At 44.3% G+C, this 16,335-nt stretch carries 8 protein-coding genes; 6 read left to right on the top strand and 2 right to left on the bottom strand.

Annotated elements, in window-relative coordinates:
• The first annotated feature begins 272 nt into the window (after nt 1-272).
• On the top strand, nt 273-2,699 hold the full coding sequence (galB, locus tag ALKIM_RS0103010) for a beta-galactosidase GalB (RefSeq protein WP_026473360.1): 2,427 nt from the start codon (nt 273-275) through the stop codon (nt 2,697-2,699).
• A 285-nt stretch (nt 2,700-2,984) separates the two neighbouring features.
• Nucleotides 2,985-5,390, top strand: a complete 2,406-nt coding sequence (locus ALKIM_RS0103005) for a glycosyl hydrolase family 95 catalytic domain-containing protein (RefSeq protein WP_044117714.1) — start codon at nt 2,985-2,987, stop codon at nt 5,388-5,390.
• A gap of 251 nt (nt 5,391-5,641) precedes the next feature.
• Here ALKIM_RS0103005 and ALKIM_RS0103000 read toward each other — a convergent pair whose 3' ends face one another.
• Both ALKIM_RS0103000 and ALKIM_RS0102995 read right to left on the bottom strand, forming a co-directional pair.
• The gene (locus tag ALKIM_RS0103000) at nt 5,642-6,082 is read right to left on the bottom strand and encodes a helix-turn-helix domain-containing protein (RefSeq protein WP_026473358.1); all 441 of its coding nucleotides are present in this window, start codon (nt 6,080-6,082) and stop codon (nt 5,642-5,644) included.
• A 21-nt stretch (nt 6,083-6,103) separates the two neighbouring features.
• Entirely contained in the window at nt 6,104-6,436 is a 333-nt protein-coding gene (locus ALKIM_RS0102995) for a type II toxin-antitoxin system HigB family toxin (protein ID WP_026473357.1), read from the bottom strand.
• 385 nt (nt 6,437-6,821) lie between these two features.
• On the opposite strand from ALKIM_RS0102995, the gene ALKIM_RS0102985 reads away from it, so the two are divergent.
• The 4 genes from ALKIM_RS0102985 (at nt 6,822) to ALKIM_RS0102970 (ending at nt 16,166) form a co-directional block, all read left to right on the top strand.
• Nucleotides 6,822-9,578: a phosphoenolpyruvate carboxylase gene (locus ALKIM_RS0102985; protein ID WP_052345286.1), complete on the top strand. Its 2,757-nt coding sequence runs from the start codon at nt 6,822-6,824 to the stop codon at nt 9,576-9,578.
• A 237-nt stretch (nt 9,579-9,815) separates the two neighbouring features.
• Nucleotides 9,816-11,015 (top strand): TlpA family protein disulfide reductase, encoded by a 1,200-nt coding sequence (locus tag ALKIM_RS0102980; RefSeq protein WP_026473355.1) that lies wholly within the window; start codon nt 9,816-9,818, stop codon nt 11,013-11,015.
• A gap of 288 nt (nt 11,016-11,303) precedes the next feature.
• Nucleotides 11,304-14,165, top strand: a complete 2,862-nt coding sequence (gene galA, locus ALKIM_RS0102975; protein WP_044117713.1) for a beta-galactosidase GalA — start codon at nt 11,304-11,306, stop codon at nt 14,163-14,165.
• 24 nt (nt 14,166-14,189) lie between these two features.
• The gene (locus ALKIM_RS0102970; protein ID WP_026473353.1) at nt 14,190-16,166 is read left to right on the top strand and encodes a glycoside hydrolase family 97 protein; all 1,977 of its coding nucleotides are present in this window, start codon (nt 14,190-14,192) and stop codon (nt 16,164-16,166) included.
• The last annotated feature ends 169 nt before the right edge of the window (nt 16,167-16,335 follow it).

Below are 16,335 nucleotides of genomic sequence, written 5' to 3'. Positions count from 1 at the left end.
TCGCTCTGCTCAGCATCTAATAGTCTAAAAATCTTCAAAGCAGATTTAATATAAAATTTAAACAGTCACTGAGTATCTCAGAAATGATTTTTATACAAAAGGTGTTGTCCAGCAATCAACACTGCAAAACATGAATTGTATAACACATTTTTTTTCTTTAATAGTGGTAAGGGTGAATGTCTCTGTGCAGAAACGTCTGCGCAGGGGCATTTATAACTGTTTGGCAGGTTGGTTTATATGCAATTGTTTCTCACACTTAATTTTCGACTTCGATGAGGTATAGCACTGTTTTATGGTTTTTGGCTGCAGTAATGCTGGTAGTATCCTGCAAGCCTCATGACAACGCTCTTTTAACGGTACGCTATCATGAAAAATTCAATGATCAATGGCTTTTTCATCACGGCGACACCAATGGGGCGTACATGCCTGCTTTCGAAGATGTCGAATGGGAGTCTGTTGATTTGCCGCACGACTGGAGCATCACCGAACCTTATCACATCGATAATCCGGGCGGATTTGGCACTTCATTTATGATTGGCGGTATTGGCTGGTATCGCAAATCTTTTTTAATACCTGAAAACTACCACAATAAACGCATCGAAATCACATTCGATGGGATATATCAAAACAGCACTGTATGGGTTAACGGTCATGAACTGGGAACGCGACCTTTTGGTTACATCTCTTTTCGCTATGATTTAACGCCATATATTACGCCGGGTGTGGTGAATACCATTGTGGTGAAAGTGGATAATTCGCTTCAGCCTAATTCCAGATGGTATTCCGGTTCGGGCATTTACCGAAATGTTTGGCTCACGGTTACCGATAAACTCTATCTTGACCCATGGGAGCTGTTTGTCACCACGCCTGCCGTGGATAAAGGCAGGGCAGAAGTCAGTATCGAATCGGTTATCAAAAACAGTCATGATTCTGAACGTGAATTTACGCTGCTTTCCGAGGTGTATGATGCTGCCGGAAACAAGGTTTCTGAAATAAAATCTAACTATACGGTAAATGGGCAGGATAAAACGGTGGTGAAACAAGTTGTTACGGTGCGCAACCCGGAACTCTGGTCGGTAGATGCGCCAACGCTTTATACATTGCGCCAATCCATTTTGTCGGGAACCGAGGTGATTGATGATTTGCAAACCAGATTCGGCATCCGCTATTTTAATTTTGATGCAGAAAAGGGTTTCTTTCTTAACGGAGAGCCATTAAAGATAAAAGGCGTATGCATGCACCATGATTTGGGTGCGCTTGGCGCCGCAGTGAATGTGCGCGCCATGCAGCGGCAACTCGAAATACTGAAAGAGATGGGGTGTAATGGCATACGCACGGCGCACAACCCGCCTGCCCCCGAGTTGTTGCATCTTTGCGATGAGATGGGTTTCATTGTCATGAATGAGACGTTTGATATGTGGAAACTTCCAAAAACTACCTACGACTATTCGCTTTATTGGGATGAATGGCACGAAAGGGATTTGCGTGACCACATTATGCGCGACCGCAACCACCCTAGTGTGTTCATTTGGAGCATCGGTAATGAAATATTGGAACAATGGCAACCGCAAGGCTCGGAAATAACCACAACGCTGGCCGCCATTGTGAAGGCACTTGACCCCACGCGTCCTGTAACAGCGGGCAACAACCATGCGGTACCAGAGAATTTCCTGATTCAGTCGGGTGCGCTCGATTTAATCGGTTACAACTACAAGCATGAAACCTATGCCGACTTCCCCAATCTGTTTCCGGGAAAAGTGTTTATTGCCACCGAAACCACGTCGGCGCTGGCCACACGTGGTAGTTACGATATGCCTTCGGATAGCATACGCCGCTGGCCCTATCGTTGGGATGTGACCTTCACCGATGGCAATGCTGACAACAGCTGTTCGGCATACGACAATTGCAGTGCGCCTTGGGGCTCAACCCATGCCGAAACATGGAAAGTAGTGCGTAAACACGACTTCCTTTCGGGGATGTACATCTGGACCGGTTTCGATTATCTGGGGGAGCCTACGCCTTATGAGTGGCCATCGCGTAGCTCCTATTTTGGGGTGATTGACCTGGCCGGTTTTCCAAAGGATGCCTACTTTATGTATCAGAGTGAATGGACTAACAAAACGGTGCTTCATCTTTTTCCGCACTGGAATTGGGATCCGGGGCAAATGGTTGATGTGTGGGCATATTACAACAATGCCGATGAGGTGGAGTTGTTTCTCAATGGCGTATCAAAGGGGGTTAAATCCAAGTCGGACGATGATTTACATGTTTGGTGGCGCCTTCCCTTTGAGCCTGGAAAGTTGAGGGCTGTTTCACGTAAAAATGGTGTCGTGATAAAAGAAACTCTGGTATCAACAGCCGGTGAGCCTGCACAGATAGTGGCCCGGGTCGATCGCGCTACCATTCAGTCCGGTGGAGAAGATTTGGCCTTCATCACCATTGAGGTGCTCGACGAAAATGGAATCCTGGTGCCTTATGCCGACAACCTGATTTATGTGAAAGTGTCAGGTAATGGCTCAATAGCCGCTGTGGACAATGGAAGTCAAACGAATCATCAGCCTTTTGTGGGTGAACAAATCAGTGCCTTTCACGGAAAATGTCTGGTGGTTGTTCGAGCCGCTAAAAATCCGGGGGTTGCAGTAGTTAGTTTATCTTCCGATGGATTACATGGTTCAACAGTGGAGGTACGGATTAATTAACTCACTCAATAAATATGGTCATCAGCGTTTAAATGGCTGCTAAAATCTACCTTGAAGACTTTTAGACTATTTGATGTTGAGCAGAGCGAAGTCCCGCAACGGGGGATAAGACATTTAGATTGATAGATATGATTTGACAGGAAATATGATCACTCTAATCATCTTTCTCAACTAATCTATCAATCTAAAATCTGAGACTCTTCGCGCCAATATTATGTTTTTTTACCGGACAATAATGTAAAGAATAATCTAATTACTATACAATTGGCCTTTAATCAGCTTACGATGAGAAAATTTGTTCTGTTTTTTGTGTGGATGATATTGTGCAATATACTTCTGGTTGCAAACGGCTTTGAACACCCCAAGCGGGGCTTTGTGAGTTGGAAGCCGGCACCACATTGGGAGGATGCGCTGTTGAGTGGGAACGGTGCCATTGGCACCATGGTTTTTGGTAATCCGCATGATGAAACCATCATTGTGAACCACGCGCTGAACCATCTTCCCATGCGTGTGCCACCCAAACCCATTGATCAGGCTTCTCGCCTTGCCGAAATCCGTGAACTACTTGCTCAGGGCAGATACGAGGAGGCGGCGGCCATCCCGGTTGAGCAGAGCATTATCGAAGGTTACGGCGAAATGTTGTGGATCGACCCGTTTGTGCCGGTTTGTAACATCCGTATGGTCATGGAGCCCGGAAATGTTTCGGACTATATACGGATGGTGGATTTTGAAACCGGCGAGGCAAAAGTGCAATGGCATCAGGATGGACATATTTTTCAACGTAGCTCGTTTGTTTCGCGGGCCGACAGCATCATTGTAATGCGCATCAGCAGTGCGGCAAAAATAAACCTGACAGTGAGTTTGCGGCAACATCCAATTGCATGGGATCAGCGTGCTTTTGTGGAGCAGGGAATACAACATGCCCAGAGTGGTGCCGAAAGTCAGTTTCTCACTTATCGCACAGCATTTAGGAACCATTATGCAGGTGTGCCTCAGGGTTTCGAGGCTGTGGCCATGGTTAAAGCGCAGGGTGGTAAATTGCGTACGTCTGGCGACCAGATTTTTGTTGAAGATGCCGATGAGGTTGCTATTCTCATGAGCGTGGAGCCAAACTATAACTTCTCTGAACCATTGGTGCCAGGTCTGAAAGCCCGGCTCACAGCAATTGATGGCGATTACTCAAATCTTTTAACAGCGCAGCGAGCCACTCATGGTGAACTATTCAATCGAGTAAAGCTAACGCTCGAAGATGGCGCTGAAGCACGTTTGCAGTCCGAGGCTTTTGTGGTGCGTGCCCGTCAGGGTTCCACGCCGGCCATCATTCAAAAACAGTTTGATGCGGCTCGCTACAACATCATTTCATCTACTGGCATAAACCCACCTACATTGCAAGGAATTTGGAGTGGCACATGGACACCGCCCTGGTCGTCGGGATTTACTCACGATGGCAACGTAGAAGTGGCGGTATCGCACCTGTTGAGTGCCAATACATCCGAATTGATGGAGGCTTATCTCGATTATCATGAACGGATGATGCCGTGTTATCGCGAAAACGCACACCGACTGTTTGGGACACGCGGCATTCATGTACCGGCGCATTCCAGTTCACATGGTTATAACATCCATTTTGATAAAACCTGGACTTTGTCGCTCTGGAGCGGCGGGGCTGGATGGACTGCCGGCATTCTTTATGATTATTATCTCTATACTGGTAATCAACTTCTTTTGAAAGAAAGGGTATATCCATTCATGAAAGAGAGTGCCTTATTTTATGAGGATTTTCTCTTTGTTGGCGACGACGGGAAATATGTTTTCTCACCATCTTATTCGCCCGAGAATAATCCATCTAACAGTGCATCTCAATTGGTTGTAAATGCCACAATGGATGTGATGATTGCCAAAGAGCTTTTGCGCAATTGCATTGAGGCAGGCAAGAAGCTTGGCGAAAGCCGTGTTCAAATTCGGAAATGGGAGGAGATGCTGAAACGAATGCCCGATTATCATATCAATGCGGATGGTGAGCTGGCCGAGTGGCTTCCACAAAAATATACGGAAAACCACAGTCACCGGCATGTATCTCAGCTCTATAGTCTTTTTGAGCGCATCGATACAGAATTTAAAAACAATCCGGAATTGATTGAAGCCGCATTGAAAACCGTTGAAGCACGCATGGAACACCGACGAGGGGCTGCCGGCGGTGAGATGGTATTTGGATTGGCTCAACTGGGCATGGTAACTGCCAACACTGGTCAGGCCGATTTAACGCACGAAATCATCGACCTGATGTCGCGTTATTTTTGGGCGCCATCCATGGCTACTTATCACAACCCGGGCAACCTATTCAACATGGATATGAGCGGCGGTTTTCCGGCGGTGATACTGCGTTCACTTGCGTATTCCGAACCCGGGACGATTGAATTGCTTCCGGCCTTGTCGCCCGGCTGGCAACGCGGCACAATCGAAGGAATGGCGCTTCGAGGACAAATTGTTATTAGCAGGATGGAGTGGAACGAAGAGGGTTTGGAGGTCACACTTCTGTCTGATATTTCGCAGCGCGTTCAGCTCACTGCACCCCATGTAAAAGGCGCAACCAGTGCTCCCGGTGTTTTACTTGGACATAAGAGACAACCCAATAAGTTTGATGTGCGGCTTAAAGCCGGCGAACCGGTCACCATACGCATGTTTTATTAACCTTGATTGCTTTTGTCGGCATGTAATGTCTTGGTAGGATATTGGGGTACTTGTCCCATTATCCTTAACCTTATGCTCCCATGGTTTCAGCACCTATACTCCCATATATTCATAACGGTCACATAAGTGAATTGTTGGGGCTGCGGTGTGCGTCTTTGTCTGCCGTTACAAAAGTTGGTGCGGGGCAGAAATATTAATGTAAACACTAAAACCCCAATATTTTATATATGATGTTGTGAAAATGTTGCTATTTATGCCTCAATCATATTTTTCCTTGTATTCATCAGACTTGCATTTCGGAAATGTCTGTTTACTTCATGAATTAATTTGTAAGGTCTATTAAAAGCTTCTTGAGATAGTTTAAAATAATCGGAAAGTCTTCTTATTGTATCTTTCGAAAGTCCCTTGTGGTAATTTAAAATCTTAGAGACTGTTCCTTTCGATAAATCTAAGATATTGACTAAGTCCTTTGCCTTTAAATCATGTTCTTCCATTAGAGTTTTAAGTAATTCAATCGGGTCTGAATCATTGAATGTATTATGTTCAACATCCCATTTCTCAATCAAAAGTGTAAGCAAATCAATTTCATCATTTGATGCTTTATTATCGCTAAGAATCAATTTCTCTAAAATGTCACAGTACTTTTTGTATTGCTCAACATTTTTTATTACTGTATATTTTAATGTTTCCATATTTAACCTTTTAAATTACAATTAATAAACATCAATCTCGTACTGTTTTCCCTCATTGCATAGTTTTGTATATTGTGCAGAAGTTCCAATCCACTTAATAAATAGATGCACTCTCGAATTCCCAAAGTGATATTTACAAATCAGCCTGTAATTATTTCCTCCAATATTAAATACTACTCTATCTGAACCGTTACCGAGAATATCAGCACTATTGAAAGTTGTAATAATTTCATTAGGTTCTGCCCAATCAACTCGTTTAATAATAGATAACCAAATCTCGAATGATGCCTTACTTCTGGCATTTCTTAAGACATAGTCCTCAATCGATTGTTTTTTAATTAAATGTACTTTCATAATCTTATTCGCAAAAATATCAAACAAGTTTCACAAAAGGAAACCTAAGTCAAGGTTTTTTCTTGCAGAATGGCTTTTTTCAATTTTGTACAACTTACTTGGATCGTCATCTGATCTTTACTTGGTATGACACATTGACAAAGTGTGGTCAAGCAGCTTGAGAAAACTTGTAGCTCAAGTTTCGACATTTTCCAGACTCTTTGTTGCTAGCGGATTGTGCCTCCCTCAATGCCAATATTCCTAAAAAAACAAAAAAAGCAGAAAGGCGCTTTTGTTTTCAACTTAGATGCTGTATTTTTCTCATGTTTTAAAGGAACGAAACGGTTAATCCGGAGGATAATAATGTTGTTCGGGTTTTATCTGCTTAACAATCCATTATTTAAAAATGAAGAAAGAACTGTCTGAGTTGGAAATAGCTCAAGCCAAGCAACAGATTGAGACCGAAGGTTTGCAGAAAATCAGCAAAGATTTGGCATCTGTAAGTGTATATCTGAAAGAGGTGCTTAAGGATTTGAAGGAAGATGCAGTTGCCAAACTGATATCATCCATCAATGACGACAATCCGGAGGATATCACGCAGAAGTACAATATGTCAGAAGAGAAGCTGGTTCAGGGACTAAGTATTTTGTTTCAGCTGATGAACCTTGTGGAAGAGAATGCCGCTGTGCAATTTCGCCGTAAACTGGAAAACCGGGTTGGTGCTGCTTCCATCCGTGGTTCCTGGGCCGAAACGTTTACCAAGTGGCAAAAACAGGGACTTGACGAAAGCCAGATTGCTGCTTTGCTTCCCAAAGTGCATATTATGCCGGTATTAACGGCGCATCCCACCGAGGCCAAGCGAACATCAATACTTGAATTGCACCGCGAACTCTATCTGCTTCTGGTTAAAAAGGAAAACGCCATCTGGTCCGAAACCGAGCGTCAGGTGATTAATGAAACCATACGTGCTCTTCTGGAACGTTGGTGGCGTAGCGGTGAGGTCTATCTCGAAAAGCCGGATGTGAGTTCCGAGCGTAACAGTGTGCTTCACTATTTTACCCGCGTATTTCCCGAAGCGCTTATGCTTAGTGATAAGCGACTGAAATATACCTGGAAATCATTTGGTTTTAACCGCAAAACCATGCGCGACCCCGATAATTACCCTACTTTGTCTTTTGGAAGTTGGGTGGGTGGCGACCGCGATGGTCACCCGTACGTTACGGCCGATGTCACACGCCGCACGCTAATGGAGCACCGCTTTGCTGCATTAAATCTGCTGTCGGCTCAAATGACGCAACTGGCTGCCGAAATGAGTTTTTCCGATTATCGTAACCCCATCCCCGAAGAACTTCTGGGACGCATCAGCCAGATGAAGAATATTCTGGGTGCTGAGGGTGAAGCTGCTGTGAGCAGAAACAATCATGAACCCTGGCGGCAGTATCTGAATTTGCTCAATGTTAAACTGGAAAACACCCGTAACGATAAGTTTGGGCTGGAGGGCACATGGTATGCGTCTGCATCACAGCTTCAGGACGATTTGCGTTTTCTGCGTAACAGTCTTACCGAAATTGGTGCCCATAAGATAGCTGAAACCTTCCTGTTTCCGGTGGAGCGTCAGGTGAAGTGTTTCGGTTTTCATCTGGCTCGTTTAGACATCAGACAGAACAGCGCGTTTCACGACAAGGCACTTGAGCAAATGCTTAAGTCTGCTTCGTGTGCCGATTACGAATATACCAAGTGGGATGAGGAGAAAAAAGTGCGTTTCCTTACCGAGGAGCTAAAAAGCAACCGTCCCTTTGTGGTTCCTGATACTGTAGTTGGACCGGAAGCCGATCAGGTGTTGGCCTGTTACCGTGCCATCAAAGAGCATATCACCAGATATGGCCATGAGGGAATAGGATCGCTTATTGTGAGTATGACCCGGGGGCTGAGCGATTTACTCATCGTTTACCTCTTTATGCGGGAGGTTGGTTTAAAAGGATTACCCCTGCAAGTGGTGCCATTGTTCGAAACCATCGAAGATTTGCACAACTCTCCGGGAATCCTTGACAGTTTTCTGTCGCATCCGGTAACCAAAGTGCAGCGTGCGCTCCTCCCGCCTGTGCAGGAGGTGATGCTTGGTTATAGCGACAGCAATAAGGATGGTGGTATTGTTGCCAGTCGTTGGAACATTCATCAGGCCGAAATTTCGCTTACCAAAGTGGCACGTGAACATGGCATCTATCTTCGGTATTTCCATGGTATTGGTGGCACCATCAGTAGGGGAGGAGGCAAGTATCATCGCTTTCTGGATAGTATGCCTTTGGGTACTTTTAGTGGCGAAATTAAACTTACCGTGCAGGGAGAGGCCATCGCACAGCAATTTGCCAACCTCGTGAATGCCACATACAATCTTGAAATGTTGCTTTCGGGGGCAGCGTTGCAAACCGGCTATCAGATGTATCCATACAAGGAGAGACAATATCCCTTTGAGGCACTGGATTATCTGGCCAATCTCTCTTTGTCGCACTATCAGGAACTGATTAAACATCCTGAGTTTATTAAATTCTATAGCCAATGTACACCCATCGACGTGGTGGAGCAGAGCCGCATTGGGTCGCGTCCTTCACGCCGCACCGGTCAACGCACGTTGGCTGATTTGCGCGCCATTCCGTGGGTGTTCAGCTGGAAACAGTCTCGCTTTAACTTAACAGCGTGGTATGGCGTTGGCAATGGATTGCGTACCATGCAGAAGGAGGCACCGGAGTTGTATCAGCAACTAAAGGAGCATGCACAGAAGTGGCCATTTTTGCGCTATACGCTTATTCATATCGAGACCAACCTGCTTAATGCCGATGTGGGTTTAATGACCGATTATGCCGGACTTGTGGTGGATGAAGCATTACGGGATGAGTTTTTAAAGAAAATATTATCTGAACACACGGAGAGTGTCAATCAGGTGGCAGCATTGCTTGGCGACCATACCGAGAGTCGCCGGGTGAGTTTGCTTGAAAACATTAACCGTCGCCGCAAACCACTGTTAACGTTGCACCAAATGCAGGTGAGTAAGTTGCAGGAGTGGCGTGCTGTTAAAGATTCGGATGCTGTGATGGCCGAATCGTTGCTTAACAAATTACTGATGATAACCACCGCCATATCCGGAGGTGTCAAGAATACCGGTTGATACTTTTTTCTTCCGGGCTGGTTTAGAGATGGAAAGATTCCTGATATCGTTTCGGGAGTCTTTCCATCTTTTTTTATGTGATTGGTAAAGGGGTAATCTGTGAAAGTTTTGCACCATTCAGCAAAAGCCCATGAGATATCCAAGTATTGCCTTGACAAATATGTATATTTGAGATACGCTTGTGTGGTGTAAATATCCCATGGAATTAAGCTAAGCCGACCTTCTAATCCGTTCAAAATGAAAAACGTAATTACAACAACAATTAAAATTACAGCAGGAATATTCGCCATCTTAATTCCTTTTTACCTTGTTATCCACATTCTCGACAATCTGGTATTTATACAGGACTATCCTTCATTAAAATGGGTTCAACTGCTAATTATAGCTTCCGGTTTTTATATCTCTGGTATAATAAACAGTAAAACACCGTTACAATGGATACCTCTTTTATATATTTCTCTTTTGGTATGCGTTCCAATGAGAAGCATATATTTTCCTTTTTTCATTTTTGTAATTCTTTTTGCAACCATCGGTTTATTCATAACACGAAAAGAGTTTGAAAAAAAGTATCGGCTGCTATCGTTCTGCGTTTTAATTGCTTTGTTTGGCTATTTTCTGCTATCTCAACCCTTAATTATCAGGAAAACAAAAGAGATAAGTTACCATAATGATGAATTGCAAAATGCGATTGTATTATGGGATTTCACAAAGGGAAAATCCGACATGTTACCAAAACATACATTCAAGGATGTCAACAATAATGATTTTCAACTTCAAAGTCTCAAAGGAAAAACTGTTTATGTAACATTTTGGGCTACATGGTGTAAGCCTTGCATCAAAGAGAAGCCTGCTTTGGAAAAATTAAAGAATGATTTTAAAGACAGTGCAAACATTGTTTTTGTTGATATAGCCCTCGATGGCGAAAAACAATGGCGGAATTATTTAGAAAAAAACAACCCAACGGGAATACAATTGTTATCAAAAAATGAAGCAAAAACCAGAGCTTTATTTGAATTTGCAGGGATTCCGTATGCCATAATAATCTATCCTGATGGGCGATATAGCAAAGGGACTGATATTCGAATTAGTATGGCCTATAATTTACTCTCTGAAAATGGCCTATTGTCTGATTCCGGTAAGAGTATAGATAATGAAAACCATTCCATATTCCTGTTTGCAAAGATTACAGACAACACCTCGAAAGATTTCATGATTGTAATTCCAGACACAACCGATTACTATAAGTATCAGAATGGTAATGAGGCAATCAAGTTACTAAGCTTACTGGATGCCTTTTATTCTGAAATGGTTGAAAGCGGAATAAAGATTCCCAGATATGTCTATTTTGGAATTGAAAATACAATACAAAGAAATGATTCAACTATTAATGTTGGATACTTTAAGACAAGTGATGTTGAACTCAAATCTCTAAAATAGACAGATAACAATATCATAACCAATCTCCACTCTCCGCCTCAAATTACCATTTGTTACATTTCAATAATCTCACTAGATTGTAATGTTTTGAGATTTAGTTCTTAGCTGCCATTGATTGTGACATATCACCCCCTTGTCGTGAACATTTCAACAGCTATTAAATACAAACAATCCTTAAGCTAAAAACATATCACCTTTAAATTTTTGTTTTGTTAAAATACATTTGTGTGAGAGATTATATGTTAATTTTAGTTGAACTTCAGCATTAAACTTATAAATACAAACTGAATGAAGAAGAGTTTTGCCTCCCTGTGTTTGATTTTTATCGCCATTGCGTTAGCGGCTTCGCCCCGCGAAAGGCTTTTGATGAATTATGACTGGAAATTTGCTTTTGGCCATGCGGCCGATGTGGAGAAGGATTTTAATGTGGGTACATCCTATTTCACCTATCTTGCCAAGGCCGGATATGGCGATGGTGCAGCCTCTCCCGACTTTGACGATCGCACCTGGCGTTCGCTCAATCTGCCACATGACTGGGCCGTTGAGGCCGGATTTGCTGAGAATGCCAGCCACAGTCACGGCTATAAAGCCATCGGACCAGGATTTCCGGAATCGAGTGTGGGCTGGTATCGTAAGAATTTTCATTTGCCGGTTGAGGACGACGACAAGCGCATATTCATTGAGTTTGATGGTGTGTATCGCGATGCCCGTGTTTGGGTAAACGGTTTTTATTGTGGCAATGATCCAAGTGGCTACACGAGTTTCTCGTTTGATGTAACCGAATACCTGAATTTTGGCGGTAACAATGTAATAGCTGTTAGGGTGGATGCATCTATGGAAGAGGGTTGGTTTTATGAAGGGGCTGGTATATACCGTCACGTTTGGCTAACCAAGACAAATCCACTGCATGTGCCTCAATACGGCGCGTTCGTCACCACCGAGGTAAGTGATAATGCTGCTGAGGTAACCGCCAGGGTAAAAGTGCTTAACAAAGCTCTTGAAGGTAAAACCTTTGACATACGTAACCAAATTGTGGCTGCCAATGGCAATGTGGTAGCTTCGGCTGTAATGGAGAATATCTCACTTGCTGCCATGTTTACTGACGAGTTCACCATGAAATTCACTGTTGACAATCCAATGTTGTGGGATTTAGATACACCCAATTTGTATGAGCTGCATTCACATGTGATTCAAAATGATGCAGTGGTTGATACTTACCGCACCACTTTTGGCATTCGTACCATCGAGTGGACGCCCGACAGAGGTTTCTTCCTCAACGGCAGGCATGTGAAGATTAAGGGTTCAAACAACCATCAGAACCATGCCGGGGTAGGCACTGCCATCCCCGATGGATTGCATGAGTGGCGCCTGATACAGTTAAAATATATGGGTAATAATGCTTACCGCACGGCGCATTATCCACCTTCTCCGGCACTGCTCGAAGCTGCTGATCGTGTTGGGATGCTCATCCTCAACGAAAACCGCCTGATGGGAACCACCGATGAGATTCTGGATCATCTCCGCCGACTGATGATACGTGATCGCAATCATCCGAGTGTGGTTCTCTGGTCAATTGGCAATGAAGAATGGGCCATTGAAGGCAATGAGCGTGGTGCCCGAATGGCTGAGTATATGCAGGCCTATGCCAAACAGTTTGATACCACAAGGCCTATCAATGCTGCTGTGAGTGGCACCTGGGGCAATGGCATCTCGTCGGTGGTCGAGGTTATGGGTTATAACTATTTGCGCCATGGATCCACCGATGCGCACTACGCCAAATATCCGTGGCAAGCCTCACTTGGTACCGAGGAAGGCTCTACAAACACCACTCGTGGCATCTATTTTGATGATTATGACAAGCAGTATCTGGCTGCATACGATAGGGATACGCCTTCTGGTTTTTTCAGCATTCAGCATGGTTGGAAGCATTATGCCGATAGGGATTATTTATCGGGAATGTGCCTTTGGACGGGATTTGATTATCGTGGAGAACCAACACCTTTCGGATTTCCCTCGGTGGTTTCATATTTCGGTATGATGGATTTATGTGGCTTGCCAAAGGACAATGTTTACTATCTGAAGTCGTGGTGGACCAATGATCCTGTGTTGCACATTCTTCCTCACTGGAACTGGAAGGGTAGAGAAGGTGAACCCATTGATGTGTGGGTTTATAGTAATCACGATGAGGTTGAGTTATTTGTCAACAATCGCAGTCAGGGACGACAAAAAATGGAGCGCAACGGCCATTTGTCATGGCAGGTTAATTACGTACCCGGCACTTTACGCGCCGTTGGGTATAAAAATGGCAAACGAGTGCAGGTCACAACCGTTGAAACTACCGGTGCACCTTCAGGTGTTGCGCTGGAACCACACAGAGCCGAACTAAAAGGTGATTTTGAAGATGTGTCGGTGGTGACAGTTAAGATTGTCGATCGCAAGGGACGGGTAGTTCCAGATGCAAACCATCAGGTTTATTTTGAGGTTTCGGGGCCTGCTCAAATCATTGGTGTAGGCAACGGCGACCCTACTTCACATGAGCCATGTAGATTCTTTGATGAGGTGCGGACAGTTAGCTTCTCTAAATGGCAGCAAATGGCAGCATTTGGAGTCAACATCTCCGAAGCTGTAATGCCTGAATTTTTTGTTGCAGACTGGCAGCCGGCTTTTTCAGATGGTGGATTGGCACCCGGAAGCAGTTCCCTGCCTACATTGTACCGGGCTTCACTGCATCTAACCGAGAATGATCTTAAAGGCAATCTCAATTGGATGTTCCGAAGTGTTGGCAATAACCAGTCTGTTTATGTAAACGGGCACCTTGTCGGTGAAAACCTTGACAACAACCAGCGTGATTTTGTATTTAAGCTTTCGGGCGATGTGGTTAGGCCGGGCGAGAACATCGTGACTGTGGTTGCTAATCCCTTCGTGAAGGTTAATCCATGGGATGAGGTTAATACCAATCCCGGCGCTGTTCAGGTTATTCAGGCGCATGAAAAATGGCAACGAAAAACATTTAACGGTTTGGCTCAAATTATTATCCAGTCAACCGGTAAACAGGGTGATGTAGTCATTTCGGCTTCTTCACCGGGACTCACTTCGGTCCGTTATGTCATTAAAACCGTGAAAGCACCGCGTCGCCCATTTCTCCAATAATGTTTATTCAATAATCCCTATACTATGAAGAAAATTGTTTTATCGCTTTTGTTTTCGATGTTTGCACAGGTTTGGCTACAAGCCGAAGAACACAGAGTTCAATCGCCATCCGGAATTATAGAAATTCGTGTAAATGTGGCAGACCGCTTAACCTGGAGCCTCTTTTTGAATGGTGATTTGGTTATGGGGCCTTCAGATATTTCACTTTCGGTTCAAAACGAAGGTGTTTTGGGGAGGAATACCCGCGTGAGACGCGTCACACGTCAGAGTATTAACCAAGTGATTCAAACACCGGTTTACCGCAAAAGCAGTGTGGTTAATCATTATAACCAAATGACATTGGCGCTTCGCGATGGTCTTGGTGTTGTTTTTCGGGTGTATGACGATGGTGTTGCATATCAGTTAAATACATCTTTCAAGAAGGAGATACATATTTTGGATGAAGAAGCCAATCTGGTGTTTCCTGCAAGTGAGAAAGCCTGGGTGCCTTACATCGTTCCGCGTCCTTTCGATCCTTTCAGCACATCCTTTGAAAGTACTTATGATGTATTGAAGTTAGATGACATTGTGGCGGATAGTCTCATCATCATGCCTCTGCTTATAGAGTTGGGTAACAACCGTAAAGCTGTAATTACGGAGGTGGATTTGGAGGAGTTTCCGGGAATGTTTCTTACCATCAACAACCAACGAAATGGCTTTCGAGGCCGTTTTGCGCCATACCCGCTCGAGGAGGTGAGAGGGGGGCACAACAATCTTCAGTCCATCGTTACACAACGGGCAGATTATATCGCTAAGACCAAAGGAACCCGTTCTTATCCATGGCGGGCCATTGCCATAAGCCAAAACGATGTGGAATTGCTCGACAATGATTTGGTTGCACGATTGGCCGCTCCCAACCGGATTGGTGATGTGTCCTGGATTAAACCCGGAAAAGTGGCTTGGGATTGGTGGAATGATTTAAATATCACTGGTGTGGATTTCCGTTCGGGTGTAAATACCGAAACCTATAAATACTATGTTGATTTTGCTGCCGACAATGGTGTGGAGTACGTCATTTTGGATGAAGGTTGGTCGGAGCAGGAGAGTCTGCTCCAAATTAAGCCCTATATCGATTTGGAAGGCATCATCACCCATGCCAAAAACAGGGGTGTTGGCATCATTCTTTGGGCCGGATGGTTGCCACTTAATGAGGAGATGGATAAGGTGATGGCGCTCTATTCTAAAATGGGAGTTGCCGGATATAAAATTGATTTCATGGATCGTGATGATCAGCCAACCGTGGAGTTTTACTATCGCGTGGCACGTAAAGCCGCTCAATACAAGCAATTGGTGAATTTTCATGGTGCCTACAAACCAACCGGACTGCAATTTACCTATCCCAATGTAATCACATTTGAAGGTGTGTATGGTTTGGAAAATGTCAAGTGGACCGACTATCTGGACATGCCTTTATACGATGTGACCATCCCGTTTATCCGTGCACTTGCCGGCCCCATGGATTATACGCCAGGCGCCATGATTAATGCCAACCGATGGAACTGGCGGGCGGTGCATTCCACGCCAATGAGTCAGGGCACACGCTGTCATCAGTTGGCCATGTATGTCGTATTTGAATCGCCTCTCTCAATGATGGCCGATAATCCTACACACTATAAGCGAGAGCCTGAATCAACTGCTTTTATTGCTTCCATCCCCACTGTATTTAACCAGACTGTGGCGCTTAGCGGAAAACTAGGCGAGTATGTGGCCATTGCCCGCCGAAATGGTGCAGATTGGTACGTAGGCGCAATGACCAGTTGGGAATCCAGAGAGATTGAAATTGATTTTTCGTTTTTAAAGGATGGCAGGTATGAGGCAGAGATTTTTAGAGATGGCATCAATGCCGATAGAAATGGCAACGATTACAAGCGAAAAGTGGTTGAGGTAACCTCAGATACGCGCATAAAAGTATATATGGCACCAGGAGGCGGTTGGGCTGCACGATTGGTGCCTGTAAAGTAATTCTGTTTGTTTTAGTTAGTTGCCGGTTGGGAGTTATCCTAACCGGTAATTTTTAGAGAGGTGAGTATTGTCAACTGTTTATTGATTAATTGTTTGATATATAGTTGTATCTTGTATCTGATAGTTGTTTTTGATGAGTTTTTTGTGAGTTGACGGCCATTGGTTCATG

The organism is Alkaliflexus imshenetskii DSM 15055 (genome assembly GCF_000517065.1).
Classification (GTDB): Bacteria; Bacteroidota; Bacteroidia; order Bacteroidales; family Marinilabiliaceae; genus Alkaliflexus; species Alkaliflexus imshenetskii.
The sequence above is the reverse complement of the archived record's forward strand: the minus strand, read 5'-3'. Positions and strand labels throughout refer to the sequence as shown.

Excerpts from the sequence above, each read along its gene's own strand:
- galB (WP_026473360.1), top strand. The coding sequence starts at position 273 with ATGAGGTATAGCACTGTTTTATGGTTTTTGGCTGCAGTAATGCTGGTA.
- ALKIM_RS0103005 (WP_044117714.1), top strand. The coding sequence starts at position 2,985 with ATGAGAAAATTTGTTCTGTTTTTTGTGTGGATGATATTGTGCAATATA.
- ALKIM_RS0103000 (WP_026473358.1), bottom strand. The coding sequence starts at position 6,082 with ATGGAAACATTAAAATATACAGTAATAAAAAATGTTGAGCAATACAAA.
- ALKIM_RS0102995 (WP_026473357.1), bottom strand. The coding sequence starts at position 6,436 with ATGAAAGTACATTTAATTAAAAAACAATCGATTGAGGACTATGTCTTA.
- ALKIM_RS0102985 (WP_052345286.1), top strand. The coding sequence starts at position 6,822 with ATGAAGAAAGAACTGTCTGAGTTGGAAATAGCTCAAGCCAAGCAACAG.
- ALKIM_RS0102980 (WP_026473355.1), top strand. The coding sequence starts at position 9,816 with ATGAAAAACGTAATTACAACAACAATTAAAATTACAGCAGGAATATTC.
- galA (WP_044117713.1), top strand. The coding sequence starts at position 11,304 with ATGAAGAAGAGTTTTGCCTCCCTGTGTTTGATTTTTATCGCCATTGCG.
- ALKIM_RS0102970 (WP_026473353.1), top strand. The coding sequence starts at position 14,190 with ATGAAGAAAATTGTTTTATCGCTTTTGTTTTCGATGTTTGCACAGGTT.